We start from the raw sequence: 24068 nt of genomic DNA, 5'->3' as shown, positions 1-24068 counted from the left end.
GACTAGTCGCCAGGGAGCGGTCGATGAGTGCGTGGAATGAAGATATCGGTGCAGGATCATCCGGCCTGACAGCGGTGACCGTGGTGGAAGGTTCCTCCTTCTGCATCTCCGCCGAGAGCGGGGACGTGTTTCCCGGGCAGCCCCAGGGCGCTTTCTACCAGGACACGCGGATTCTGTCCCGCTGGCAGCTGACGGTCGACGGCGTTGGCCTGGAACCGCTGTCCGGCCAGACCCGGGAACCCTACCGGGCGGTGTTCGTCGGCAGGCCCCGCGGGGCCAACGGTGCCGTGGAGAGCCCGCTGGTGGTAGAGCACAGCCGGCAGGTCGGGCCCGGCCTGCGTGACGACATCAAGGTCCGCAACTACTCGGAACAATCCCGGACCTGCCGGATACAAATCAAGGTGGACGCGGACCTGAGCGACCTGTTTGACGTCAAAGGCGGCAAGGTGGTGCCGTCCGCCGAGCACAGCCGGCAGGTCAGGGCAGACGCACTGCAGATTGACGCCATGCGCAACGGCATCCACCGCGGCGTGGTCATCAGCGCCTCCGGTGCCACGGTCACCGAGGATGCCCTGACGTTCGACGCCGAACTGGCCCCCCGCGGTTCGTGGACCGGCAGCGTGTTCACCACCCCCCTGGTTGACGGCGCCGGACCGGAACAGCCCTTCACTCACGAGACGGCTCCGCACGTGGGCGCGCAGCGCTACGCCGCCTGGGAGGAGCATGTTCCCCGGCTCACCGTGACGGACAGGAACGTGGAAAAGGTCCTGACCCGCAGCCAGGAGGACCTGGGTGCCCTCCGGATCTTCGACCCCGAGCACCCCGACCGGGCCGCCGTCGCCGCCGGCGCCCCGTGGTTCATGGCACTGTTCGGCAGGGACTCCATCCTGTCCTCCTACATGGCGCTGCCCGTGGATCCGAAGCTGGCAGCCGGGACCCTCCAGACTCTCGCCTCGTTGCAGGGAGAGAAAGTGGATCCGGACACCGAGGAGGAGCCGGGCCGCATCCTGCACGAAGTACGGCTTGGGGTCACCGCTGGACTGGCACTCGGCGGCAGCCAGGCGTACTACGGCACAGCGGATGCGACGCCCCTGTTCGTGTCGCTTCTGGCGGAGCTGGGGCGCTGGGGGCTGGCGGGCGACCTGCTGGACTCGCTCCTGCCGCACGCGGACCGGGCCCTGGAATGGGTGGAGCACTACGGCGACCGCGACGGCGACGGCTTCGTGGAGTACCAGCGCGCCAACGAGCACGGACTGCTGAACCAGGGCTGGAAGGACTCCTGGGACGGCATCAACTTCGCCGACGGCCGGATGGCGGAGGCCCCCATCGCGCTGTGTGAGGTGCAGGGCTACGTCTACAGCGCCTACCTGGGGCGCGCTCTTCTCGCCCAGCAGCTGGGCGACGAGGAGAGCGCCGCCAAGTGGAACGCCCGGGCCGCGGACATCAAGGCTGAGTTCAACGAGAAGTTCTGGCTCCCCGAGCAGGGATACTTCGCCGTGGCCCTGGACAAGGACAAGCGCCCGGTTGATGCCTGCACGTCCAACATGGGCCATTGCCTTTGGGTGGGCATCGTCGACGCCGACAAAGCGCCGCTGGTGGCCAAGCGGCTCATGTCCCCGGAGATGTTCACGGGCTGGGGCATCCGGACGCTCGCCTCGGACATGGGAGCCTACAACCCGGTCAGCTACCACAACGGTTCGGTGTGGCCGCACGACACAGCGCTGGTGGCCGCCGGGCTGATGCGGTACGGGTTCGTTGACGAGGCCACGCGCATTGCCACCGGCCTGTTCGACGCCGCTGAACAGTTCGACGGGCGCCTGCCGGAACTATTCTGCGGATTCTCCCGGGACGATTTCCCGGAGCCCGTCCCCTTCCCCACGTCCTGCTCGCCGCAGGCCTGGGCTTCGGCCGCGCCGGTGCACCTGATGCGGACTCTCCTGCGTTTCGATCCCCTGCTTCCCCGCGGGGAGGTCTGCCTGGCACCGGTACTGCCGGCTGAGTTCGGCAGCTTCCGTGCGGACAACGTGCAGATGGACTCTTTCCGGATTACCGTGAGCGCCGCCGGCAGCGAAGGGTCCATTGAGGGCCTGCCGCAGGGCGTGACCCTGCTCAGCGAGCCCCGACCGCCGCTGGAGCGTTTGATGGCACCGTAAGAGCTGGCGCCTGGTCCCACCTACAACTGAATGGTCTCAGTAGTTAAGACGGTCTCAGAACATCCGGACAACACGGGAGCTGCGGATGCGTATCGGTTTAATTGCGGGGCCGTGGTATCCGATTCCTCCGGCCGGTTACGGAGGCATCGAATTGGTGGTCGACGCCCTGGCCAGGGGATTTTCCCGAGCCGGCCATGAGGTGCTGCTCGCCGCCGCGGCAGACAGCACCTGCCCGGTCGAACGGCTGCCCGGGATGCGCTCCTCCGAACCCGACCTCGTGGGATTCACCTCCTCGGAACTCAGCCACGTGATCAACGCGTACGCCGGGATGGACGGCATGGTGGACCTGGTCCATGACCACACCCTCGCCGGCCCGCTCTACCGGGGCCGACCCGAGGGGCTGCCGGTGGTCACTACGATTCACAGCGACCTGAACCCCTCATTCGCCGCCGTCTATGGCGCGGCAGCCCGGGACACAGCCCTGATCGCCATCTCCAAAAGCCAGGTCAGCAACGTGCTCGCAGACCGGGTCGCGGCCATCATCCCCCACGGCATGGAGGTGGCCGCGGTTGCGGTGGGCCACGGGCAGGGCGGCTATGCGTGTTTCCTTGGCCGGATGTGCCCCGACAAAGGCGTGGTGGAGGCCATCAGGGTGGCGCAGCTGGCGGGGGTTCCGCTCCGGATAGCGGCGAAGATGCGGGAACCGGCCGAAATGCAGTACTACCGCGATGTTGTGAAGCCGCTGCAGGGCCCGGACGTGGAGTTTTTGGGCGAGGTGGGCGGCGCGGAGAAGTACGAACTGCTCGGTGAAGCCACCGCTCTGCTCAATCCCATCCAGTGGATGGAGCCGTTCGGGCTGGTGATGATCGAGGCGATGGCCACCGGCACACCGGTCGTGGCCACGCCGGTGGGGTCAGCGCCGGAGATCGTCGACGACGGCGTCAGCGGCTACCTGGCCTCGTCGCTGGAGGACCTGGCCGGGCTGCTGCTGCGCGCTGGGACCCTGGATCGCAGGGCAGTACGCGCCCAGGCCGAAGACCGTTTCAGCACCGAGCGGATGGTCGAAGCCCATCTGGCCCTCTACTCACGCCTGACCGGTGTGACTTTCACGCGGTAGTCACTTCCGTGCGGTAATCAATCCGCGCGGCAATCACTTCCGCGTATTGGTCCGCGCGGTCGCAGTCGCGGTCCAGGGGTCCTCGGGCCAGGGGTGCTTGGGGTAGCGGCCCCGCATCTCCGCTCGGACCTGCGCGTAGGGGCCGGACCAGAAGGAGGCAAGGTCGTCGGTGACGGCCAGCGGCCGCCGGGCCGGCGACAGCAGGTGGAACTGCACCGCCACCCGACCGCCGGCGAGCAGCGGCGTCCGGTCCCAGCCAAAGCATTCCTGAAGCTTGACGGCCACCACCGGCCTGCCGCCGTCATCCCCGGCCGCCGGATAGTCAATCCTGACGCGGGAGCCGCTGGGCACCTCCAGAAATTCCGGGGCGAGCTCGCCCAGCCGGGCGGCATCGGGCCAGGGCAGCAGCCGCCGCAGCGGGTCCGTCAGGTCAATGCCGGAGGTCGCGGCCCCTCCGGCCAGCGTCTCAAGCTCCGGACCAAGCCAGTCGTCGAGCCGGGCCAGCAAAGCATGCTCGGACATGTCCGGCCAAGGATCGCCCAGTTCCCGGTGCAGCAGGGCGAGCCGGCGGCGCAGCGCATCTGCCGCCGTCGACCATCCGATGGCTCCCAGCCCCTGCTCCGCCAAAGCCCGGGCGACGGCGGCGCGACCTTCACCTGCCGACGCCCGCACAGGCGTGGAGGAGAGGGAGATGGCGCCAAGGCGCCGCTCCCTGCGGGCCGTCACGCGGCCCTGGCCAAACGTTGCCTCCACCGAGTCGAGCAGCAAGTGCGCCGCGGCGGCCTCGGCCGTGTCCGCCGTTAGCGGCGCGGCAGAGCGGATCACCGCGCCCGTCCCGGCGGCGTCCCGCCCACCCGCCCGGGCAACTTCGGCCACCGCCAGCCACTCGTGTCCAGCAAGCGGGCTGCCGGCGGGAAGGCCGGCCCGCGTGCCGGAGGTCAGCAGATAGCGTTCCGGCCCGTCTCCGGGGACGCGGCGGGCCACCCGGTCGGGGAACGCCAGGGCGACGACCAGACCGATCTGCTCGGCGGTGCCCGCCGGCACGTCGAGCACTGGCACATCGACGGAGGGAAGCCCGACGCCGGACCCCGCCTGGCGCGCCAGGGTGTCCAGCCGCCGTGCCTCATCGGCCCATCGCCTGGATGCCGGATCCTTGCCGGAGCGGAGGGCGGACACCAGGCGGGGCAGATCGGCCCCGGTGGCGCGCTGGTCCCCGGCGACGGCGGCAACCACCTCCGCCGCTAGCCTGTTACTCGCAACCCCGTTGCCCGCAGTCGCGTTCCCAGTTCTCCCGGACCCAGTGTGGCCGGCATACCCTCCGCCCAGCAACGCCGAGCCGACCAGGAGGGCGCGTCCCAGGCGGGGGTCGGCGGGAATGCGCGCCAGGGCTTTGCCCAAGTCGGTGGCGAGGCCGTCCTTCGCCACGGCACCAAGCTCGCGCAGCACCTCGACGGCGTCACCCATCGCAGCCTGCGGCGGGGCGTCAGGAAGGGCAAGCCCGCGGCCGCCGGGTGAGCCCCAGCAGGCGAGGATCAGGGCTGCGCCTGTCAGGTCGGACACGGCGATCTCGGGCGTTTGGTGCGCAGGTGCTGCGCCGAGGGTCTTCTGGTCATAGCAGCGGACCACCTTCCCCGGCCCTTGCCGCGCTGCACGTCCGGCGCGCTGTTCCGCAGAGGCCCGGGAACAGGAGCCGGTCACCAGGCCGGTCATGCCACGGCCGGCGTCGCGGCGGGGTTCGCGGGAGAGCCCGGCGTCGACCACCAGCCGGACGCCGGGCACCGTCAGCGACGATTCGGCGAGCCCCGTGGACACGATGATCCGGGCGGGATCCCCGGGCTTGCGGCCGGACACGGCGCGATCCTGGGCCGCGGGGCTGACCTGGCCGTGCAGCTCCAGGATTTCGACGCCGGGACCCACCCGGGTGCGCAGCCGGCCGGCCACGTGGGACACCTCCCATGCGCCCGGCACGAACACCAGGGCGTCGATGCCGGGGTCGGCGGCGAGGGCTTCCGCATGGGACTCGGCGGCGGTGTCCGCGACATGATCGAGGAAGAGGCGCGTCACGCCGCGTCCGTCCAGTCGCGCCGCCGGCGCCGGCGCCCAGGCCGTTTCCAACGGGTGAAGAGCGGAGGGGCAGTCGACGACGGGAGCAGGCCCGCCGCCGTCGGCCGCCTGGGCTTGTTCCCCGCCGGGGTCCGCGCCGAGCAACGCGGCGAACCGCGGCGCGTCGAGGGTGGCGGACATGGCGACGAGCATGAGGTCGCCGCGCAGCTGGCGCACCTCGCCGAGCAGGCCCAGCAGCAGATCGGTTTCCAGGCCGCGCTCGTGCACCTCATCGAGGATGACAGCGGCGGTGCCCTCCAGGCCTGGATCAGCCAGCAGGCGGCGCAGCAGGATGCCCGGCGTCACAAACTCGATGAGGGTGGCCGGGCCCGCCTGCCGTTCACCGCGGACGGTGTAGCCCACCCTGTCCCCCAGCTTTGTCCCGTCGAGGTCAGCGAGGCGCCTCGCTGCCGACCGTGCAGCGACCCGGCGCGGCTGGGTCACTACGATGCGCGACTTGCGGTTGCCTGCGGCAGCCTGTGCCAGATTTGCAACCAGCGGGGGAACCAGGGTTGTCTTGCCGGTGCCGGGCGGAGCCTGAACTACAGCGGCTCCGCCGGCGCCCTGCTCTCGCAACACCCCGGCCAGCTCCCCGAGCGACTCCGCAAAGACCAGCCCGGAGCCGATGGCCTGCAGGTTGAACGGCGCGGAATGGCCCAGGGCGTCGATTGGGGCGTATTGCGGGCGAGGTGCGGAAGTCACCCTTCCATTGTGCCGGTGGCAGGCATGGGACCTGACACGGGCAGGCTTGGACGACTGCGTGGCAGGCCCGATGGCTGCCGCAGCTACGGGCGGAGTGTCTTCCTAGGCTGCTGTGGATGATGACCAGTATGGCCATGGATCCACTGGCAGCGGTTGTTCAACGTTGTCGAAAGCCATCGGGCTCTCAACACCGTCAAGGTCGTCGGGAGGTTCCGGAGGTTCGGGGCGGCCCTGGTCCAACCAGTCCGGCAGCCATTGCCATTCTTGGCCAGGCGGCGGTTCCGGCCATAGTGGTGGTTCCCAGTCCTGGTATTCGGCGGGGTAGGACCGACCCGAGGGTGAGATCCAGCCCGGTGGTGCGTCCCGAGTGGCGCCGACCGGTCTCCACGCGGTGTTGTGTTTTAGTCGGTGGTGTTTGCGGCATGGCTGGCCGAGGTTGGTGATGCCGGTGGTCCCGCCGTCGGCCCAGGCCAGGATGTGGTCGGCGTCGTTGTCCAGGGAGTGGTTGTTGCAGCTCGGGAACGTGCAGCGCGCGTCCCTGAGGTGCAGCCATTGGCGCATCGGTTTGGTGAGCCGGTAGCTGGTGCGGCCGATTTCCAGCGGTGCCCCGTCCCGCGGGTCGGTCAGGACCCGCAGAAATGATGTCCCGCCGTCGGCGACGAGCCGACGGCCCATGGACGGCGGGACCGGCCCGTACCCGTCCAGCGTGGCAGGTTCGGTGCCGGCACCGAGCAGCGAAAATACCGGGACGGTGACCAGGACTTGCGCCGCCGGGGACGGGATTCCTTCGGCCATCCCGCCCAGCTGCCAGGCGGCGGCGACATCGGCCCGCAACTGGGTCAGGGTCCGGGACTCTGCCGGGCCCTGCAGGGCGCGGGCGGCGGCGGTGGTACGGTCCCAGATCCCGGCCGCCTGGTCCGCGGGCAGATACGCCGAGAGCCAGGCCATGCCGTCCCGGTCCGGGACATACTCCAACCGCCGGTCCTTCGCACTCTTGGTGTGGCGGGGCTCGATGCTGACCGGGTGATGCCGCTCCCGCCAATACCGTGCCTTGGCCCGGAACCTGCCCGGTGTCAGCTCCCCGGCCGGGCACCCCCGCGCCGGGTTGGGCGCGTGCGGGTCCAGGAAATGCGCCTCCAACGCCGCGGCGGCCGCCGGATCCAGCCCGTCGGTTTCATCGCACATCACCCGCGCGTGCTGCCACGACACAGTCCCCGCCTGAAGGGCGGCCAGCGTCAACGGCAGGTCCGTGCTCAGCTTCGCGGATTCGGCGAGAAGCCGTGCCGCCGACCCTTCGCTGACGGTCAGGGCGCCAGCAACCTCCGCGGTCACGGACATCCGCCGGACGGTGCGGTCCTGCACGGACGCGTCAGGCGGGGTCATGGCCTCCTCCGCCTCAGCGAAACCGGCAGCGAGGTGCACCTTCACGGCCGCCAGCCGGGCCTCCATCCCAGCCAGATCTGCCAGCCCGTCCAGGCACGCATCCGCCTGATCCGCCACTGGATCCGCACCATCCGGCTGCGGACCCGCGCCCGCCGTGCCCGGATCAGCCGCCCCGCGAAGCTCAGCAGCCAGCGAAAGAGCGGAGGCACCGATGGCCTCCAACGTCTTCACAACCGCCGCGCTATCCATACCCACAGAATGACAGAGGGCTGTGACATTTATGGCTGGATAGTGCACCACATGCGGGGCGGATCGAAAACTCTTTTTTGATCCCATGGAGAACGAGAACTGGGTGGCAGTTCAGGGCGTTCCCAGCCGTGGGAACGCCCTGTGTTGCGACCCAGTTGCGGACTCCAACGCGGCCCTACCTCCGGACCACGACGTCGTCGATGTAGCTGTCGCCCATCTGGCGCGGGTGCTCGGCTCCGAACTGCACCTTGCTCAGGCTCGTGGCGCCGAGGACAACCCGGTTGTTGGAGAACACCTGGGCGCCGTCGAGCCAGATCTCGATGGAGGACTTGTCGCCGTTGGACCTGACCTGCATCTGCACATGGTGCCAGGTGTTCAGGGTCATATTCCGGGCCAGAAGTTTGGTGTAGGAGAACGTCCCGTTGGGATTGGTGGTCCGCAGCCAGGGCGTGCCCGTGGCGTTGTCGCGGAAGACGTCGGCGATGCGCGTCCCGCCGGAGAAGAACCGCACGTAGGGAACGTTGTTTCCGCGGAGTCCGCCGGACACGATGTTGACCCAGGCGTCGGCGCTGGCCCTCTTCGTGCCGGCCTCCAGGCCGTACCCCATGTTCGCCACGGACCCGATGGTATCGGTCGCCCGCAACCGGACCGAACACGTGCCAGTATGGGCCCTCGGGCTGGCCACGGCCACAATTCCGTTGCCTGACCGAGTGGCCACGAACGGCGCAATGGTATTGCCCTCAAAAGTTGTGGCAGTCAGCACCTTGCCCCCGAGGTTGCTCACCGGGACTGCCGTTCCGGGACGGCAGGTCGCCGCCAGTGCGGCCTGTGATGAACCGAAAATCAGGCTGCCCGACAGCAGCAGCCCAAGGCTTCCGATCGTGCCGAGTTTCCGTAGCTCGCCCATGGCATGTCCTCACTGTTGTTCGGTTTAGTCTCCGTAGCCATCCAGCTTGCACCCCGGGCCATGATCGGCTCCGGAAGTTGGGAAAACCTTGGGGCACCCTATGAGGCGCATAATGGCATGATCGAGAGGCAAGAATTCCGACGGCGGCCAGGGGCAAGGGAGGTCCGGATGCTGAGGCTTCCGCGCATCACGGTCGAGGTTCCGGTCCTCAGCGTCGGCGCCAAACCCGCGGACTATGAACAGCTGGCCGCCTACGCGGACGGGCTGCGCAGGCCGCAGGGCCTGCACATGACCCTGCTCCACATCGGCATACTGGAGGACTTCGCCGCGGACGTTGCGGACTGGACCAAGGGCGCCACTGACCCCGCCGCGGCCGCCGTCAAAACCGCCGACTGGCTGCGCGCGCTGCCCGTGCTGGAGGGCTTCACCGGAACAGCGGAGCGGCTGGTCCTGCTGGGCGGCGGCAGGGTGTCCGGGCTCGAGGTGGAAGTGCCCCAGGGTGTGCGGGACTTTCAGGTCGGGCTCGTCCAGGCCCTCCATGAGTTGCTGGACGACCTGCTGGTGGACAACCCCGATGACTTCATCCTCAGCTCCCGCGCCCTGGGCTACAGATATCCCCGATGGCGCCCCCACGTTGCTGTGGGCAAGCCAAAGCCGCAGGGCCCCTCATGGGAAGGCCGTTCACGGGAACGAAGCGGCTCCTGGGAAATCCGTCCGCTCACGGTGGAGTTCGGAGCGTCGCAGATCAGGAACCGGCAGCTGCTGCCGGGCCCGGCCGACGGCGTTCCGTAGCGGCTCGCCTTCCCTGACTGTTGGTTTTCCAAAGGACGACGGCGGCTCTCACCGCGAGGGTTTGACCACCATGGCGGAACCGCCACCGCGCCTGGCCGGCTCGGCCGCGGCGACCAGGCGTCCGCCGGACTTGAACTCGATGGCGGTGGCCGCGCCGATCTCCGCTGCCGAGGTGAACGCGTCACCCGAGGGTGTGAACTCGTGGCCGAACGGCATCAGCCGCTTTCCGTAAGCCGCGATGAACCCGGGCTCGGCCGTAACCTTGGCCGCGTTCCGCTGCGCAGCCCGCGGAGCGGCGATGGCATCGGAGATGTTCATCCCCAGGTCCACCCTGTTCAGGATCGTCTGCAGGACGGTGGTGATGATCGTCGAGCCGCCGGGCGAGCCGAGGGCGAGGAAGGGGTCGCCGTCTTCGAGGATGATGGTCGGGGACATCGAGGACCGCGGCCGCTTGCCGGGCTCAATCCGGTTCGGGTCCTTCGGGTCGTACACCGTGGAGAAGTCGGTCAGCTCGTTGTTCAGCAGGAATCCGCGGCCGGGAACCACAATGCCCGACCCACCGGTCTGCTCGATGGTGAGGGTGTACTCGACCACGTTTCCCCACCTATCCGCAACGGTCAGGTTGGTGGTGGAGATGTTCTCGGTGTCCTTTTCGCTGGCGGGGGCCGCCGCGGCGGCCGGGCACGCGCCGTCGTAATTTGCCACGTCACCGGGGGCCACCGGCTTAGCGGCTGCCACCTTCGGGTCAATTTCGCAGGAGCGTTCCTTGCCAAACAGCGGGTCCGTCAGGGCATCCGTGGGAACGTCGACGAAGGCCGGGTCCCCCACGTACTTGCCGCGGTCCGCAAAGGCGAGCGCGCTGGCTTCGAGGTAATGATGCAGGGCGCTGGGCGTGGACATCCCGGAGAGGTCGAACGGCTCAAGGATGTTCAGCGCCTCGCCCACCGTGGTGCCGCCGCTGCTCGACGGTGCCATGCCGTAGACGTCCAGGCCGCGGTATTCGACGTGGGTGGGCGCCTGGTTCAAGGCGCGGTACTTGGCGAGGTCCGCTGTGGTCAGGTGGCCGGCCGGGACGGGCAGCTTGGTGGTCCTGGTCTTCGGCGGGGCCTGGACGGTTGACGCTATCTCCTTGGCGAGCGCGCCGTGGTAGAAGGCGCGGGTACCCTTGTCCGCCAACAGCCGATAGGTTGCCGCGAGGTCCGGGTTCCTGAAGATACTGCCGACGGCGGGCGCGTCACCGCCGGGGAGGAAGAGCTTGCTGGTGGAGGTGAACGCCGCAAAGCGGAGCTTGTTGTCGAGTGTCTGCTGGCGGAAGGTGTCGTCCACCACGAAGCCGCGGTCCGCGACGTCGATGGCCGGCTCGAGGACGTCATCCAGGTCTTTGGTTCCCCACCGGTCAAGCGCGCGCTCCCAGGTGGCCGGCGTGCCCGGCACGCCCACCGATACGCCGCTGGTGACGAGCTCGGGGGTGAAGTTGTACGGCTTTCCGGTCTTCGGATCGATGAAGGCATCGTGCGGCATGGCCGCCGGCGCTGTTTCACGGCCGTCGATGGTGCTCACATGGCCGGTGTGTGCGCTGTAGAAGAGGAAGTACCCGCCGCCGCCCACTCCGGCGCTGTACGGCTCAGTCACCCCGAGGGTGGCCGCGGCTGCGACGGCGGCGTCCGCCGCGTTGCCTCCCCGGCGGAGGATGTCGATGGCCGCTGCGGACGCCTCCAGGTCCACGGTGCTGACGGCGCCGCCGTATCCGGTGGCCGTGGCGGTCTTTTCGGTCTCCCGCTGATCAGCAAAAGCGGGAGTGGTGACGGTCCCCGCCGTCACGCTCAACGCCAGGGCCGTGGTGACGGCGGCTACTCGGCTTTTCAGGTATGGCATGGTCGCTCCCGGGTGGGTGTTATGCGGGTTGACGGTAAGGTCACGCTACTCCGCCGGGGAAGGACACTCAACGGCCGTGTGCTTCATCAGCAGCGGCGCGCTGGCGGCGGCTGGCGTACAGGAACGGCACAGCGGCCAGCTGGATCACTCCGCTGAACGCCAGCGACGCCGAGTAGCCGTAAACATCGGCGGCCCGCCCCAGCAACGGCTGCACCACCACGCCCCCGCTCGAACCCGTGAGCGAGGCGAAGCTGAGCACCGTGGCCCGCTGCCTGGAGTCAATCATGTCGTTGAGATAGGCCTGCCCCACCGGGGTCCCCACCTCGGCCACCAGCGCCCACACCGCCAGCAGCACCAGGGCCACCCAGAACTCACGGGTGAACCCGAGCGCCACCAGGATCACTGCACTCACGGCGCCGCTGAGGATCAGCACCGTGGTGCGTTTGCGGACCAGGCGCCTGAAGCGCGGCGCCAGCCAGCCGCCGAGAACCTCGGCCCCGGCCACGATGGCCGCTGCCAGGCCCGCGATGCCGTAGGCGCCGCGGTCGCCGAACAGCTCCAGCAGGAACGGCTGCAGGGCGTAGAAGACGTAGATTCCGACGCCGGCGGTGAACGGCGCGGCCAGCATCACGTAGCGCACGGGCGGGTTCTTCAGGCCGTTCTCGATGGAGGCGGCCAGGACGGCGCGCGTCGCCTGAAGGGGACGCGCCGAGTGCTCGGGGGTGAAGCCGACGTCGTGCATGAGCCACAGGGCCACCACGAACATGGCCAGCAGCACGCCCACGCGCAGCAGGAACGGCACGCCGAGGTCGGTGGCCTGGGCGATGGCGCCGCCCGCGACCGACCCGATGAGCATGGCGGTGCCGGAAATCATCTGGCCGCGCCCCAATACCGTTTCCAGCGCGCCGTCGTAACCGGAGAAGTGCAGCGCGTCCACGAGCCAGGCCTCCACGGCGCCGGAGAAGAAGGTGAAGCCCAGGCCCAGCAGCACGGACACGACTGCCCACGCCCAGAACGCCGCGGAAAGCTGCCACAGCAGGTAGTAAAGGAGCGTCGAAACGGCCAGGGTGGCGGTGCCGAGCAGGAAGGAAACGCGACGGCCCCAGCCGTCGGCCACCACGCCGGTGGGCACCTCGAACAGAACCATGCCGGCGGTGAAGAAGGCGTTCGCGGCAAAGGCTTCGAGGTTGCTGAGCCCGGCATCGAGCAGGAAGAGCGTGTTGATGCCCCAGATGAACGACGCCGCAAGGGTATTGCCCAGTGTCAGCGTCAGGTAGATGCGCTGCACCTTGCGGGCCGCCGGGTTCATCGCCTCGCTGTCCGTCCCGGCGCGAAGTTGGGGCACGAAACCCATTCTCGTCGTCTTTACCGGAGGCCGCCAGAGGCCCTTTTATCAGGAGGCGTTCGAGCGTAGCGTCATGCCCAACGGAGTAGGCGGCGAACAGCAGTGCGGCTCCGGTCCGCACAGCGCCGCCACCCCCTGAGCCGTCGAAGGAGGCGCGGGCATGGCTGCTGGCTGGAACGCTGATACGGCTGCCGGTCCTGTGGGGTCGGGCACGGTCACCCTGGTGGAAGGTTCGTCATTCTGCATCTCCTCGGCGAACGGGGACATCCATCCGGAGCACCCGCACGGGGTTTTCCATGAGGACACCCGCATCCTGTCCCGCTGGAACCTGTCCGTGAACGGCCTGCCCCTGGAGGCGCTGACGGCGGAAACCAAGGAGCCTTACCGGGCGCTGTTTATCGGCCGGGTTCCCCGCTCTGACGGGTATGCGGACAGCCCCCTGATCGTGGAGCGCCTGCGGGAGGTCGGCGTAGGCATCCGCGAGGAGATCACCATCCGGAACTATTCCTCGAAGGAGACCGAGTGCATCGTTTCCCTCAGCGTGGAGTCGGACTTCGCGGATCTCTTTGAGGTGAAGGAGGCCCGCGTCCAGCGGCGGTGGGAAGAATCCCGCCGGCCCGAGGGCGATTCCCTGGTGATCAGGGCCGGCTGGCAGGACCTCGTTAAGAGCGTCGTCGTCGACGCGGCCGGCGCCGAGGTCACCGACGATTCCCTTACTTTCCGGACGGTGGTCCCGCCGCGCGGTGCATGGAGCTCGCGGGTGAGCGTGGCGCCTGCCGCCAACGGCGGCGGGGTCCCGCCGGCGTCGTTGGTCCACCCGGCCGCCGGCGATCTTTCCCCGAGTGACCGCCGCCGGCAGGAATGGGTGGCCAAGATTCCCAAGCTGCACATGGGCAACCGCTCCATCGAGCGCACCCTGCGGCGCAGCTACGACGACCTTGGCGCGCTGCGCATCGAGGATCCCGCCCATCCCGAGCGGATCGTGGTGGCTGCGGGTGCCCCGTGGTTCATGACGCTGTTCGGCCGGGACTCGCTCTGGGCCTCGGAGATGGCGCTGCCCGTGGATCCGTCCCTGGCCTTGGGCACCCTGCAGACGCTGGCCGACCGGCAGGGCAAAGTGGTGGATCCGATGAGCGAGGAGGAGCCGGGGAAGATCCTGCACGAGGTCCGGCTTGGCGTCTCCAGCGGGTTGGCGCTGGGCGGCAAGAACGCCTACTACGGCAGCATCGACGCCACGCCGCAGTTTGTAATGGCGCTCGGTTCGGTGAGCCGCTGGGGCTTCGCCCGGGACACCATTGCCGCACTGCTGCCGCATGCGGACCTGGCGCTGGACTGGGTCCGGAACTACGGCGATAAGGACGGCGACGGATTCGTCGAGTATGAGCGGCTCAACGACCAGGGCCTCATCAACCAGGGCTGGAAGGACTCGTGGGACGGCATCAACTTCGAGGACGGGACGCTGGCGGAGCCGCCGATCGCACTCTGTGAAGTACAAGCGCTGGTCTACTCTGCTTTCCTGTCCCGGGCGTGGATGGCGTACGACGCCGGTGACGCAGCGTTGGCGGCGCAGCTCACCGAAGAGGCGGCGCAGCTGAAGAAGAAGTTCAATGAACAGTTCTGGCTGCCGGACCGCGGCTATTACGCCGTCGCCCTGGACCGGGACAAGCGGCCCGTTGACGCATGTGCATCCAACATGGGGCAGTGCCTGTGGCACGGCATCATCGATGAGGACAAGGTGCCCCAGGTGGCCGAGCGGCTGATGTCACCCGAGATGTTCAGCGGCTGGGGCGTCCGGACGCTGGGCAGCGACATGGGAGCCTACAATCCGGCGAGCTACCACAACGGGTCGGTCTGGCCGCACGACAATGCCATCATCGCGGCGGGCCTGCTGCGCTACGGCTTCGTGGACGAAGCACAGCGGATCGCGACTGCCCTGCTGGAAGCGGCCGACTACACGGACGGCCGGCTTCCGGAACTGTTCTGCGGCTTCAGCCGGGACCAGGTGACCGAGCCGGTGCCCTATCCGACGGCGTGCTCCCCGCAGGCATGGGCAGCCACCACACCCATCATGCTGGTGACCAGCCTGATGCGGTACGACGCCCACGTATCCCGGGGCGGCATGTGGATGGATCCGGTCCTGCCCGAATCCTTCGGGGAGCTGCACATCACCAACGCGCCCATGGGCGGCGGCCGGATCACCATCAACATCACGGGTTCCGAACCTTCCGTGCAGGGGCTGCCGGAAGGATTGACCTTCCACCGCGAACACCGGCCGTGGCTGACAGAGCTTATGGCTGAAGCCGGCCTGAGTAAGTGAGGGCGGTCTAGGTCCGCCGGTCCAGCGCCTCCAGCAGCCGGCGGACCGAGCCGCCGAGGTTCCACTCAGTGGCGAGCCGTTCGAGCTCTTCCCGCGCCTCGCCCGTGACGGGGTGCAGTTCCGCGCCCGCTTCATCGAGGGACGGCAGCTCCAGATTGCGCACCACGTTGACGACGGCGGGTGCGACCCTGAGATAGTCCGCCGCCGCAGCGAGCTTGGAACGCACCGGGCCCGACACTCCGCCGCCGGGATCCGCCGCCGCCGCGAGCAGCCCGTCGAGCGTGCCGTGTTCCAGGAGCAGCGCCGCCGCGGTCTTCTCGCCGATGCCGGCGACACCGGGCAGCCCGTCCGAGGCATCGCCCCGGAGGATGGCGTAGTCGGCGTACTGCGCGGGGAGCACGCGGTACTTTCCCACCACGACGGCGTCGGTCATGACTTCGAGGTTCTTCATCCCCCGGGCGGTGTAGATCACGCGGACCTGGCGGGCGTCGTCGACCACTTGGAAGAGGTCCCTGTCCCCCGTCACCACGTCGACCGGAAGGTCAGCGTGGCTGGCGTAGCTGCCCACGACGTCGTCGGCCTCATGCTCCGGAACACCCACGACGGCGATGCCGGCGAGGTCCAGCACGTGGCGGATCAGGGGGATCTGCGCCTCAAGGGCGCCCGGCACCACCTCCACGTCGGCCGCACCCGCCACCACCTCGGCCACGCGGTGGGCTTTGTAGGTCGGAATGAGGTCGACCCGCCACTGCGGACGCCAGTCGTCGTCCCAGCAGGCCACCAGGTGCGTGGCGCCGTAGTCGGTGGTGAGCCGCGCGATCATGTCGAGCAGGCCGCGGACGGCGTTCACCGGGGTGCCGTCGGGGCGGCGGATGGTGTCGGGCAGGCCGTAGAAGGCGCGGAAGTACAGGGAGGCGGTGTCGAGCAGCATCAGTCGGTTGACCATGCCTGATCCTGACATGGATTCGCCGCGCGATGCCCGTGACACAGGCCGGAAGTGGGAGGATGGGCGCATGGAACTGCACATCACCGGCGACGAAGCCGCCGACAAACTGCTCAGCGATGACGCCTTCGCGCTGCTCACCGGCATGCTGCTTGACCAGCAGGTGACCATGGAGTCGGCGTTTGCCGGACCCGAAAAGATCCGCACGCGCATCGGGTCCATCAGTCCTGCCGCCGTGGCTGATCATGACCCGGCAGGCTTCGTTGAGGTCTTCAAGGAACGCCCTGCAGTCCACCGCTTCCCCGGCTCCATGGCAGGCCGGGTCCAGGCGCTCGCCGAGGCCGTGCAGAGCGAGTGGGGCGGCGATGCAACTGCCATCTGGACCCGGGATGAACCTGACGGCAAGGAAGTGCTCCGCAGGCTGAAAGCACTGCCGGGATTCGGCGAGCAGAAGGCCAAGATCTTCCTGGCGTTGCTCGGCAAGCAGTGCGGGCTCCAGGCGCCGGGCTGGCGTGAGGCCGCGGGCCACTACGGCGAAGAGGGTTCATACCTCTCGGTCGCGGACATCGTGGACCCAGAGTCGCTGACGAAGGTGCGCGCCAGCAAGCAGGCAGCAAAGGCCGCCGCCAAGGCAGCGAAGGCGCCGGCCGCCGGGTAGTTAGATACGACGGCGGCCGGTCGCCTTGGCAGGGCTGCTCAGTACTCGCCCTTGATCACGAAGTAGGAGCCGCGGATCACCCCGGCCAGCTTCGACCTTTGGCGCGCGAACCTGAAGCTTGCTGCGAGTTCCTCCGGGATTTCCATGCCTTCCGAGAGCTTGAAACCCACTGCCCGCTTCGCTCCATCCTCGATGCCGTACATCACATTTATGGCCAGACCGGATTCGTAGAACACATAAGCCATCCGGAAACCGTCCACTTCGAAGGAAGTAACCTCGAGCGGACGGGCTGAGATGACGATGTTGCGCTCGTCGGCGAGGATGCGGTTCACCCAGGCGAGCGTTTCCGGCGCCTCACTGGCGGGCCTGACGGTGAACGCGTGGTCGTACTTGTTCTTGTAGTAACGCGCCTCGTTGGCACGCAGTCCTGCCAGCGGTTCCGCCACTGGGGACGATTCCACGCCGACGGTGGATACGTTCTGGAAGTCTACGGTGTATGGCATGCGCCCTCCTGGTCATGGTTCATCGCACTCCTCACCCTATGTCCAGCGCCGCGGCCCTGCTTCTCGATTCCTGATGGATTGGACTAGTGCACGACCGGCCCGAACGCCTTGGGCTGAAGCCGTGCCAGGAGCACATAGACGACTACCGTGGCCAGGGTTGACGGCAGCGTAGCGGTAGTGAAGGCAAACACGGGAGCGGAGGCAAATGTGACCGGGTCAAGGAGGAGGAAGTAGACGACGATTCCAACGCCCATGCTGACGAAGCCCGTCACATTCAGGCCCTTCCAGTACCAGTACGCCGAACCTGCGCCGTCGTTATACAGGCCATCCAGGTCCAGACGTTGCTTCCTGATGATGAAGTAGTCGGCGATTTGAAGCCCGCACAGCGGGCCGAAGACGACGGCCGAGAGGGTGAGGAACGTTCCGAAATTGGCGTAGAAGGGCTCCGCCAGGAACACGATCACTACGGCCACAGTCAGTCCAGCCACCGTGGTCGAGCCTCTCCAGCTAAGGCGGGCGTCGATGGCAGGCTGCTGCTTCAGGGAAAGCGCTGCCGTGTAGGTGCCGACCATCGCCGTGCCGACATTGGCAACGATGATGAACGCGAATGCCGGCAAAGCCAGCCACACGCCGCCGATATCCAGCAGCCCGGGCAGTGGATCTCCGCCGGAATCCGGGAAGACGAGTCCGGTGTAAAGACCAATCAGGCAGATGACCGCGAGGGCGAGGCCAAGTCCCAGCGTTACCGGCAAGACGGACTTCTTGGTGCTCTTTGAGAACCGCGTCATGCCACCGACGTACGGCCACCAGGACAGGGCCGTAGCGAGCATGAGTTCGATGGCCGTCGTGTAGTCCAAAAGCTTGTTGCCGCTTGCGGCGCTCGGCTTGGCCTCGAGCAGGGCACCCCAGCCGACTTTGGCAACAATCACGATGATCACCATGAGTCCGAGCGCAAGGACCGCGCAGGCAACGATCACGCCGACCCTTCGAAGAATGCCGGGGCCGCGGCTGATCAGCGCCCACACCACCAGGAGGCAGATGAGGCTGCTCACTGTTTGGGCGACTGGCTCATTAGTCTCGCTGACGACGCCGAGAGTAACCAGCAGCAACGCAGCGGACTTTCCGCTGAAAATCATCAGGGTGGTCCCCCACCCGATGGTGAAGAGAAAGGTGAGGGCGACGGTGAAGAGCGAACCACGGGTTCCGAAAACGGGCCGCGTTGAGCGGACAGCCTCCAGCCCGTACCGCGTTGCCATCGGCACCGTGGCCAGGAATACCAGGAACATTCCTGCCAGCATGGCCGCGATCATCACCACCGACCCTTGCGCCGCTGGCAGATAGAAGGCCACATAGCCGCCGATGATGAAGCACCAGGTTGCCACGGCAGCCTGGGCAGAGCTGAAGAACAGGGCCCTGGGGCTCCAGTTCCGCTCGTGGCTCAGCAGCGGAAGCGATCCTTCAGTTCCCGACGTGGAGATTTCGTCCATGGTCTGGCTCACAGGAACCACCCCAGGATCAAGGCGATAACGGGAAGAGCCAGGGTGACGGCGTGTAAGGTCCGCATGTCGGCGAACCTGAATGGGGGTTCCAGACTGCCGGCTTGCCACTCGGCCAGTCTGGCGTTCAGTTCTTCTGCGTAATGCTCTTTAAGTGTGCTCATGTTGTACCCACGTTCAAGGAGTTGGAGTAGTGGTGGACCGCGGCGCTGCGGCCAAGACTTAGATTTCGGAGTAGCGGAAGGAGTGTGACTCCGCACCGTCGGGGTTGGGACCGTAAATAGTGACCATGCGCGCGTAGACGGGTGCCCAGTACCGGCCGGTCCGTCCGGGGTTTACCCGTGCCGAATCGCCCGGCCTCAGGATGACAGTCTGGCCATCGCACTCGATATGGAGTTCGCCTTCCAGCACGAAGTTGGTCTCGGTATGGGGGTGGAAGTCTTCCCAGCCACACGCCTCCAACTCCCATTCCGAGAGGATGAACTCGTCCCAGGGGCCCACGGGATCAGAATTTATGAACCTGCAGCGCAATCGCTGCCATTCGTCCTTCATGACCTTCTTCGACTTCGCGGGCCAGAAATCGATCGCCTTGCCCGTCGTGGGCGTCAGGGGCTGAGGGGTGGTTGTCGTCATTGTCTTTACCCGTTTCTCACGTAGGGAAATCTGCTTTGCGGGATTGCTTTTGGGAATCTGAATCAGATTGCGTCATCGTGATCTGCGTCACGGCGATTTCAATACAGTGACAGGGACGCTTGTTCCAGTCAATGGTTCCGAACGAAAGATCACGAACCTCCATGGAAAGAGCCATTCCAGACGCACCGGGAAAATCTTCAACTTGAACGCTTGACTCGGACAGCTGTCCATGTGAAAGTTTTGGAACACGAATACGTGACTTGCTTCACACCGGCAAGGCTCGACGCGGAGCCCGCCGGGTCCTCTCGACACCGAGAATGTCACGTTGACCACGGTACCCCTGGAGCCCCAACCCCGGTTCTGGCTTGACCCCGACACAGTCCCATTGGCACCAACGCCCTTTGTACCAAAGCGCCCCCCTATCAGCGCCACGCTGTTCAATTCAGAGAAATTCTTACAACACCATTTACAGGAGAGACCCATGGAAACCCTCGTAGGAACCCTTACCAAGGCCGGATCCATCCACAAGGTCGAAGGCGGCTACGTTGGCCTGCCGCCGATGAACGAGCCCGGCACGGTCGCCGCAATCGGCGACTCCCTCCACAACCCCACCGGGTCGGTCATGAGCGCCGGCTTCTTCGAGCTGAAGGCTTCCGAACCGCTGGTGTACACATACACCTACGACGAAATGAAGGTCGTCGTAGCCGGCGAGTTCATCCTCACCGACGAGACCACAGGAGAAGTCACGCACGCGAAGGAGCGCGACGTGCTGTTCTTCCCCAAGGGCACCACGGTCAAGTTTGAGACGCCCGAGTACGGCCTGGGGTTCTTCACCGGCCACCGCTCCTTCGCGCCGTAAGCACAGCACCGTAAGCACAGCACCGCAAGCACTCCCCCGCGCACATTGCGCACCCCGCCTAGCGCAACCACGGCGTCGCAGAGCAGCGACCCACACGAACCATTGGAAGAGGAGAGAAGCATGACATTACGAGTCGGAATCATTGGTGCCGGCCCCAGCGGCCTGGCACAACTGCGGGCCTTTGAATCAGCACGCCAAAAAGGCGCCGCCATCCCCGAGATCCTGTGCTTCGAGAAGCAGAGCGACTGGGGCGGACAGTGGAACAACAGCTGGCGGATCGGCCTGGACGGCCACGGCGAGCCGGTGCACTCCAGCATGTACCGCCACCTATGGTCCAACGGACCAAAGGAATGCCTCGAGTTCTCGGACTACTCCTTTGACGAGCACTTCGGCCGCCCTATCTCTTCGTTCCCGCCCCGCGAGGTTCTCTTCGACTACATCAAGGGCCGCGTGGAAAAGTCGGACGTCCGCAAGTACGTCAAGTTCAACACCGTCGCCCGCCACACCAGCTACAACGAAGCAACGCAGGAATTCACGGTGACGGTTGAGGATCTCAAAACCAACCTCACTGAAACCCACGTATTCGACAAGCTCGTGGTGTCCACCGGCCACTTCCACGTTCCTGCCGTCCCCGAATTCAAAGGGATCAAAACCTTCCCGGGCGAGGTCCTGCACGCGCACGACTTCCGCGGGGCCGAGCGCTTTTATGGCAAGAATCTGCTCATGATTGGCAGCAGCTATTCCGCTGAGGACATCGGCATGCAGTCCCACAAGATGGGCGCCGCATCCATCACCCTCAGCTACCGCACGGCCCCGATGGGCTATCACTGGCCTGCCAACACGGTGGAGCGCCCGCTTGTCACCCATTTCCTGGGCCCCACAGCCCACTTCAGCGACGGCACCCAGGGTGACTTTGACGCCGTCGTACTTTGCACCGGATATCAGCACAAGTACCCGTTCCTGCCCAGCGAGATGTCGCTGAAGTCGCCGAATGTGCTGTACCCGGGCAACCTGTACAAGGGCGTGGTGTGGCAGCAGAACACCAATCTGTTTTACCTGGGTGCGCAGGATCAGTACTACACCTTCAACATGTTTGACGCGCAGGCGTGGTTTGCCCGCGACGTCATGACCGGAGCGATTGACCTGCCGTCCCTTGCCGACCGTGAAGCGGACATCCAGCTCTGGCTCGAGCGCCAGGCCGCCCTGCCGGATCACGACGCGGAGGCCGATTACCAGACGGACTACCTGCGGGAACTCATCGACGCCACCGACTACCCGCCGTTCGACCTGGACGCAGTGTCCCAGTTGTTCAAGGACTGGATGCGCCACAAGCACGACGACATCCTGGGTTACCGAGACATGCTCCACCGCTCCGTGGTGACCGGCACCATGGCCACCAAGCACCACACCCGCTGGCTCAACGCCATGGACGACTCCATGGAGCGCTACCTCAATGGACCTTCGCAGGATGTCGATAACGGCGCAACCGTCCCGGACATCGTGGCCGCCAGGTAGTCTCTGGCTGAGCCCGCACGCGGTGCACTGCCTGGCCGCCGGACCGCGAACACTGTTCCGAAGTGACGCGGCTCGGGGCCAGGCAGGCCCGTCTAACCACCGCCGCATTCCGGAAGGCACTCCTCAACCTGACACCCGTTCCAGTCAGTTGTTCAGGACAATGGTGTGAAACCTTTGTCCAAGCAATAGTCTTAAGGAAAATGTCCCTGCGGGGCCAGAACCGGGAGACGGGAGAGTGAGCCATGCGGATATCCTCAGCCGATCGTAAAGAACAGTTAATTGCAGCGACCGTGGAACTGATGCGGCGCGAAGGTGTCCAGTATGTGACCATGCGGGCCATCGCCAAGGAGGCCAACGCGCCCTTGGCCGCGGCCCATTATTGCTTCAGCGATAAGAGCGAACTCATGGACGCCGCAGCAGAGGCCTGGTTGAAGAACCTGAACCGCTATTCCAGTGACGTCCCGGTCCATCTGGGACTGCGAAAGGCTGTGGAACAAGTAGCGGAAAACTACTGGCGCGCCCTGGAGGAAGAGCCCGGCAGCCTGCTTGCGGAAATCGAACTCATTCTGTGGGCAACGCGCAATGCGGCCTCCAGCCCACTGGCCGGGAAGATCTATCCCGCCTATGAAGTGGAGCTGGGAAACCTATTCACCTCCGCTGCCCAGGGCAACGGTGATAAATGCCTCATAGACGCCGCGACGCTGGTTCGGACCTTTCTGATGATCTACGACGGAGCGGCCATTCAGTACATGACCGACCCGAAGGCCGCCGACCACCGCGGCAATTTCTTCATGGTGCTTGATGCTCTCCTGGTTAAGGCCGGCGTCTAGCTCAGGAGAGAGTCTGTCCGCGGCGACGTCATCCAGTGGATGGTTCCTGTCACCGTTGCCTCTTCCGGGATCCCATCGGGGCTGGCGCCCGCATGGATGGTCCCGACCGTCACTACGGCGGACATTGTGGGATCGACGTTGCGTGAAACGATCTGCTGCCACGAAACCACAAAAGCGCCAGCGGCAAGAAGGGCGTCGGAAGTCGCCTTCATCCCCCGAGACCCGAGGCTGGGCATGCAGTTGCCTGCACAGCCCTTCGACGTTCTGCGCCTCGATGGCCAATCGTGCAAATGCGGCACCCGTGTCAAAGGCTGTGGGCCTGTCCACAATAACGCCAGCTAGTATCGCCAGCGGAGGGCGGCGATCACAGCCTCACGGTCGAGTTTGGCAAAACGCTCCGCCTCGCCCCGCCGCACAGCCACATACGCATCCAGCAGTTCACGGCCCAATGCTGTTCGGAGGAAACTGCTGCCGTCCAGATCGTCCAAGGCGGTGAACATATCAGGCGCAAAGGCACGGATGCCCAGGCGCCCCCTCTCCGCGTCGCTCAATGTGCCGGGGTCGACCGTGACCTCCGCCGGCAGTTTCAACTGATCCCTGAAGCCCTCCAGTGCGGCTGCAAGAATCGCAGCTACGGCAAGGTACTGGTTGGCGGAGCCGTCGCAGCATTTCACTTCCACATTCGATTGCTTGTCCTCGCAGCCCTTGAGGCCGGGCACGAAGCGGACGGCGGCCTCGCGGTTGCCCGTGCCCCAGCAAATAAAACTGCCCGCCCACTGTGCCGGCTGAAGCCGGACCAAGCTCAGGGCGCTGCCTCCCAGCAATGCTGAGCTTTCAGCCAGTCTCCCGAGCACGCCGGCGATCATGCTCTCCCCCGCCGGGCGCATCTGCGTGGCGGCTGCAGCGTCGTAAAAGACGTTGCCGTCCCCGTTCCTCGCAGAGAAATGGATGTGGCATCCGTTGGTTGCAGTAATGGAATCCGCTATTGGCGAGTAGGAAACGTGCAGTCCATGCTGGCCTGAAACCCGGGCGACAATGAACCGGGTGAGAAGGTAATCATCCACAGCCTGAACCGGGTTCCTGGGGGCGAGTGCGATCTCCACCTGGCCCCTGCCATATTCGGGGTGAGCCTGTTCAACCGGAACGCCGGCCTCCACAAGGGCTGTGAGCACGTCCAGATGCCATGCTTCCAGCTGCAGGAAGGCAGCCGCACCATAGCCCGGACCGTCATGGGCCAGAACAGGCGCGTCCCGCGTACCGCTGAACACCGTGAACTCCAGCTCGAAGCCCACAGAAACCTCCAGTCCGGCTGTTCCCCAATCGGCAGCAACACGTTTAAGTGCCGTGCGCTGGCAGGTCGGATATGGAGCACCATACATGTCCACCAGGTCGGCCGGCGCCCAGGCAAGGCCGCTTGCCTTGTCGACGACGGCGACCGCTGAGCGGTCCGGCATTCCACGCAGGTCACCGACTATGGGATCGATTTCCGATGACCGGGTGACATGGTCGTCAGACGCCAACAGGACTCCGACGCTGACCGAGACACCGCAGCCATTATCGAAAGCACCCTCGACCTTGGGTCCCGGAAGGACTTTTACCCTTGAGACGCCGGCGTTGTCCAGGGTGGAAATGACAAGAGCCCTCACGTGCTGGAGATCCATGTCTGCCTTTGGATTCGAAGTCACAGC

General features: G+C 66.3%; 20 protein-coding genes. 8 read left to right on the top strand and 12 right to left on the bottom strand.

What is annotated here, in order from left to right; translation table 11 throughout:
• Positions 1 to 23: 23 nt before the first annotated feature.
• The gene (locus QF036_RS13495) at positions 24 to 2153 is read left to right on the top strand and encodes an amylo-alpha-1,6-glucosidase (RefSeq protein ID WP_307102605.1); all 2130 of its coding nucleotides are present in this window, start codon (positions 24 to 26) and stop codon (positions 2151 to 2153) included.
• Between the two features lie 85 nt (positions 2154 to 2238).
• On the top strand, positions 2239 to 3270 hold the full coding sequence (locus tag QF036_RS13490) for a glycosyltransferase family 4 protein (RefSeq protein ID WP_307102603.1): 1032 nt from the start codon (positions 2239 to 2241) through the stop codon (positions 3268 to 3270).
• A 33-nt stretch (positions 3271 to 3303) separates the two neighbouring features.
• Here the strand turns inward: QF036_RS13490 and hrpB are convergent, their stop codons facing one another.
• From hrpB to QF036_RS13475, 3 genes are all read right to left on the bottom strand, one after another.
• Positions 3304 to 6075 carry an ATP-dependent helicase HrpB gene (gene hrpB, locus QF036_RS13485; protein WP_307102601.1) on the bottom strand — a complete coding sequence of 924 codons (2772 nt, stop codon included), beginning with the start codon at positions 6073 to 6075 and terminating at the stop codon, positions 3304 to 3306.
• A gap of 102 nt (positions 6076 to 6177) precedes the next feature.
• On the bottom strand, positions 6178 to 7707 hold the full coding sequence (locus QF036_RS13480) for an HNH endonuclease signature motif containing protein (RefSeq protein ID WP_307102599.1): 1530 nt from the start codon (positions 7705 to 7707) through the stop codon (positions 6178 to 6180).
• A 175-nt stretch (positions 7708 to 7882) separates the two neighbouring features.
• Positions 7883 to 8614 (bottom strand): hypothetical protein, encoded by a 732-nt coding sequence (locus tag QF036_RS13475; protein WP_307102597.1) that lies wholly within the window; start codon positions 8612 to 8614, stop codon positions 7883 to 7885.
• Between the two features lie 168 nt (positions 8615 to 8782).
• Between QF036_RS13475 and QF036_RS13470 the strand changes: the two genes are divergently transcribed.
• Positions 8783 to 9406: a hypothetical protein gene (locus tag QF036_RS13470; RefSeq protein ID WP_307102595.1), complete on the top strand. Its 624-nt coding sequence runs from the start codon at positions 8783 to 8785 to the stop codon at positions 9404 to 9406.
• Between the two features lie 48 nt (positions 9407 to 9454).
• Here the strand turns inward: QF036_RS13470 and ggt are convergent, their stop codons facing one another.
• Both ggt and QF036_RS13460 read right to left on the bottom strand, forming a co-directional pair.
• Positions 9455 to 11281, bottom strand: coding sequence for a gamma-glutamyltransferase (gene ggt, locus QF036_RS13465; protein WP_307102593.1), 1827 nt, complete (start codon positions 11279 to 11281; stop codon positions 9455 to 9457).
• 67 nt (positions 11282 to 11348) lie between these two features.
• Positions 11349 to 12590 carry an MFS transporter gene (locus tag QF036_RS13460; protein WP_307105914.1) on the bottom strand — a complete coding sequence of 414 codons (1242 nt, stop codon included), beginning with the start codon at positions 12588 to 12590 and terminating at the stop codon, positions 11349 to 11351.
• A 196-nt stretch (positions 12591 to 12786) separates the two neighbouring features.
• Here QF036_RS13460 and QF036_RS13455 point away from each other — a divergent pair, with 196 nt between their 5' ends.
• The gene (locus QF036_RS13455; RefSeq protein ID WP_307102591.1) at positions 12787 to 14943 is read left to right on the top strand and encodes an amylo-alpha-1,6-glucosidase; all 2157 of its coding nucleotides are present in this window, start codon (positions 12787 to 12789) and stop codon (positions 14941 to 14943) included.
• A 7-nt stretch (positions 14944 to 14950) separates the two neighbouring features.
• On the opposite strand, the gene QF036_RS13450 is transcribed toward QF036_RS13455, so the two are convergent.
• A complete protein-coding gene (locus QF036_RS13450; protein WP_307102589.1) occupies positions 14951 to 15889 on the bottom strand; it encodes a 5'-3' exonuclease in 939 nt (312 codons plus the stop codon).
• 67 nt (positions 15890 to 15956) lie between these two features.
• Here QF036_RS13450 and QF036_RS13445 point away from each other — a divergent pair, with 67 nt between their 5' ends.
• Entirely contained in the window at positions 15957 to 16544 is a 588-nt protein-coding gene (locus QF036_RS13445; protein ID WP_307102587.1) for an HhH-GPD-type base excision DNA repair protein, read from the top strand.
• Positions 16545 to 16582: 38 nt separating this feature from the next.
• Here the strand turns inward: QF036_RS13445 and QF036_RS13440 are convergent, their stop codons facing one another.
• From QF036_RS13440 to QF036_RS13425, 4 genes are all read right to left on the bottom strand, one after another.
• Positions 16583 to 17047 (bottom strand): phage tail protein, encoded by a 465-nt coding sequence (locus QF036_RS13440; protein WP_307102585.1) that lies wholly within the window; start codon positions 17045 to 17047, stop codon positions 16583 to 16585.
• Between the two features lie 83 nt (positions 17048 to 17130).
• Positions 17131 to 18546, bottom strand: coding sequence for a purine-cytosine permease family protein (locus QF036_RS13435; RefSeq protein ID WP_307102583.1), 1416 nt, complete (start codon positions 18544 to 18546; stop codon positions 17131 to 17133).
• A complete protein-coding gene (locus QF036_RS13430) occupies positions 18543 to 18707 on the bottom strand; it encodes a hypothetical protein (RefSeq protein WP_307102580.1) in 165 nt (54 codons plus the stop codon). The genes QF036_RS13435 and QF036_RS13430 overlap by 4 nt, the downstream gene beginning before the upstream one ends.
• A 58-nt stretch (positions 18708 to 18765) precedes the next feature.
• Positions 18766 to 19176 (bottom strand): cupin domain-containing protein, encoded by a 411-nt coding sequence (locus QF036_RS13425; protein WP_307102578.1) that lies wholly within the window; start codon positions 19174 to 19176, stop codon positions 18766 to 18768.
• A gap of 481 nt (positions 19177 to 19657) precedes the next feature.
• Here QF036_RS13425 and QF036_RS13420 point away from each other — a divergent pair, with 481 nt between their 5' ends.
• The 3 genes from QF036_RS13420 (at position 19658) to QF036_RS13410 (ending at position 22380) form a co-directional block, all read left to right on the top strand.
• A complete protein-coding gene (locus QF036_RS13420) occupies positions 19658 to 20035 on the top strand; it encodes a cupin domain-containing protein (protein ID WP_307102575.1) in 378 nt (125 codons plus the stop codon).
• A gap of 120 nt (positions 20036 to 20155) precedes the next feature.
• Positions 20156 to 21550 (top strand): NAD(P)-binding domain-containing protein, encoded by a 1395-nt coding sequence (locus QF036_RS13415; RefSeq protein ID WP_307102573.1) that lies wholly within the window; start codon positions 20156 to 20158, stop codon positions 21548 to 21550.
• Between the two features lie 242 nt (positions 21551 to 21792).
• A complete protein-coding gene (locus QF036_RS13410; RefSeq protein WP_307102571.1) occupies positions 21793 to 22380 on the top strand; it encodes a TetR/AcrR family transcriptional regulator in 588 nt (195 codons plus the stop codon).
• Here the strand turns inward: QF036_RS13410 and QF036_RS13405 are convergent.
• The gene (locus QF036_RS13405) at positions 22377 to 22592 is read right to left on the bottom strand and encodes a hypothetical protein (protein WP_307102569.1); all 216 of its coding nucleotides are present in this window, start codon (positions 22590 to 22592) and stop codon (positions 22377 to 22379) included. The two genes, QF036_RS13410 and QF036_RS13405, sit on opposite strands and share 4 nt — an antisense overlap.
• 126 nt (positions 22593 to 22718) lie before the next feature.
• On the bottom strand, positions 22719 to 24065 hold the full coding sequence (locus tag QF036_RS13400) for a glutamine synthetase (RefSeq protein ID WP_307102567.1): 1347 nt from the start codon (positions 24063 to 24065) through the stop codon (positions 22719 to 22721).
• Between the last annotated feature and the right edge of the window lie 3 nt (positions 24066 to 24068).

This window comes from Arthrobacter globiformis, from assembly GCF_030817195.1.
In the GTDB taxonomy this organism is placed as follows: Bacteria; Actinomycetota; Actinomycetes; order Actinomycetales; family Micrococcaceae; genus Arthrobacter; species Arthrobacter globiformis_D.
This window is presented reverse-complemented; position numbering and strand designations above follow the sequence as displayed.

What these genes read in the sequence shown, in the direction of transcription:
- QF036_RS13455 (WP_307102591.1), top strand. Translation starts at nt 12,787, where the DNA reads ATGGCTGCTGGCTGGAACGCTGATACGGCTGCCGGTCCTGTGGGGTCG.
- QF036_RS13470 (WP_307102595.1), top strand. Translation starts at nt 8,783, where the DNA reads ATGCTGAGGCTTCCGCGCATCACGGTCGAGGTTCCGGTCCTCAGCGTC.
- QF036_RS13410 (WP_307102571.1), top strand. Translation starts at nt 21,793, where the DNA reads ATGCGGATATCCTCAGCCGATCGTAAAGAACAGTTAATTGCAGCGACC.
- QF036_RS13495 (WP_307102605.1), top strand. Translation starts at nt 24, where the DNA reads ATGAGTGCGTGGAATGAAGATATCGGTGCAGGATCATCCGGCCTGACA.
- QF036_RS13425 (WP_307102578.1), bottom strand. Translation starts at nt 19,176, where the DNA reads ATGACGACAACCACCCCTCAGCCCCTGACGCCCACGACGGGCAAGGCG.
- QF036_RS13480 (WP_307102599.1), bottom strand. Translation starts at nt 7,707, where the DNA reads ATGGATAGCGCGGCGGTTGTGAAGACGTTGGAGGCCATCGGTGCCTCC.
- QF036_RS13415 (WP_307102573.1), top strand. Translation starts at nt 20,156, where the DNA reads ATGACATTACGAGTCGGAATCATTGGTGCCGGCCCCAGCGGCCTGGCA.
- QF036_RS13420 (WP_307102575.1), top strand. Translation starts at nt 19,658, where the DNA reads ATGGAAACCCTCGTAGGAACCCTTACCAAGGCCGGATCCATCCACAAG.
- QF036_RS13405 (WP_307102569.1), bottom strand. Translation starts at nt 22,592, where the DNA reads ATGAAGGCGACTTCCGACGCCCTTCTTGCCGCTGGCGCTTTTGTGGTT.
- QF036_RS13440 (WP_307102585.1), bottom strand. Translation starts at nt 17,047, where the DNA reads ATGCCATACACCGTAGACTTCCAGAACGTATCCACCGTCGGCGTGGAA.
- QF036_RS13450 (WP_307102589.1), bottom strand. Translation starts at nt 15,889, where the DNA reads ATGGTCAACCGACTGATGCTGCTCGACACCGCCTCCCTGTACTTCCGC.
- QF036_RS13445 (WP_307102587.1), top strand. Translation starts at nt 15,957, where the DNA reads ATGGAACTGCACATCACCGGCGACGAAGCCGCCGACAAACTGCTCAGC.
- QF036_RS13460 (WP_307105914.1), bottom strand. Translation starts at nt 12,590, where the DNA reads ATGAACCCGGCGGCCCGCAAGGTGCAGCGCATCTACCTGACGCTGACA.
- QF036_RS13430 (WP_307102580.1), bottom strand. Translation starts at nt 18,707, where the DNA reads ATGAGCACACTTAAAGAGCATTACGCAGAAGAACTGAACGCCAGACTG.
- QF036_RS13490 (WP_307102603.1), top strand. Translation starts at nt 2,239, where the DNA reads ATGCGTATCGGTTTAATTGCGGGGCCGTGGTATCCGATTCCTCCGGCC.
- QF036_RS13475 (WP_307102597.1), bottom strand. Translation starts at nt 8,614, where the DNA reads ATGGGCGAGCTACGGAAACTCGGCACGATCGGAAGCCTTGGGCTGCTG.
- ggt (WP_307102593.1), bottom strand. Translation starts at nt 11,281, where the DNA reads ATGCCATACCTGAAAAGCCGAGTAGCCGCCGTCACCACGGCCCTGGCG.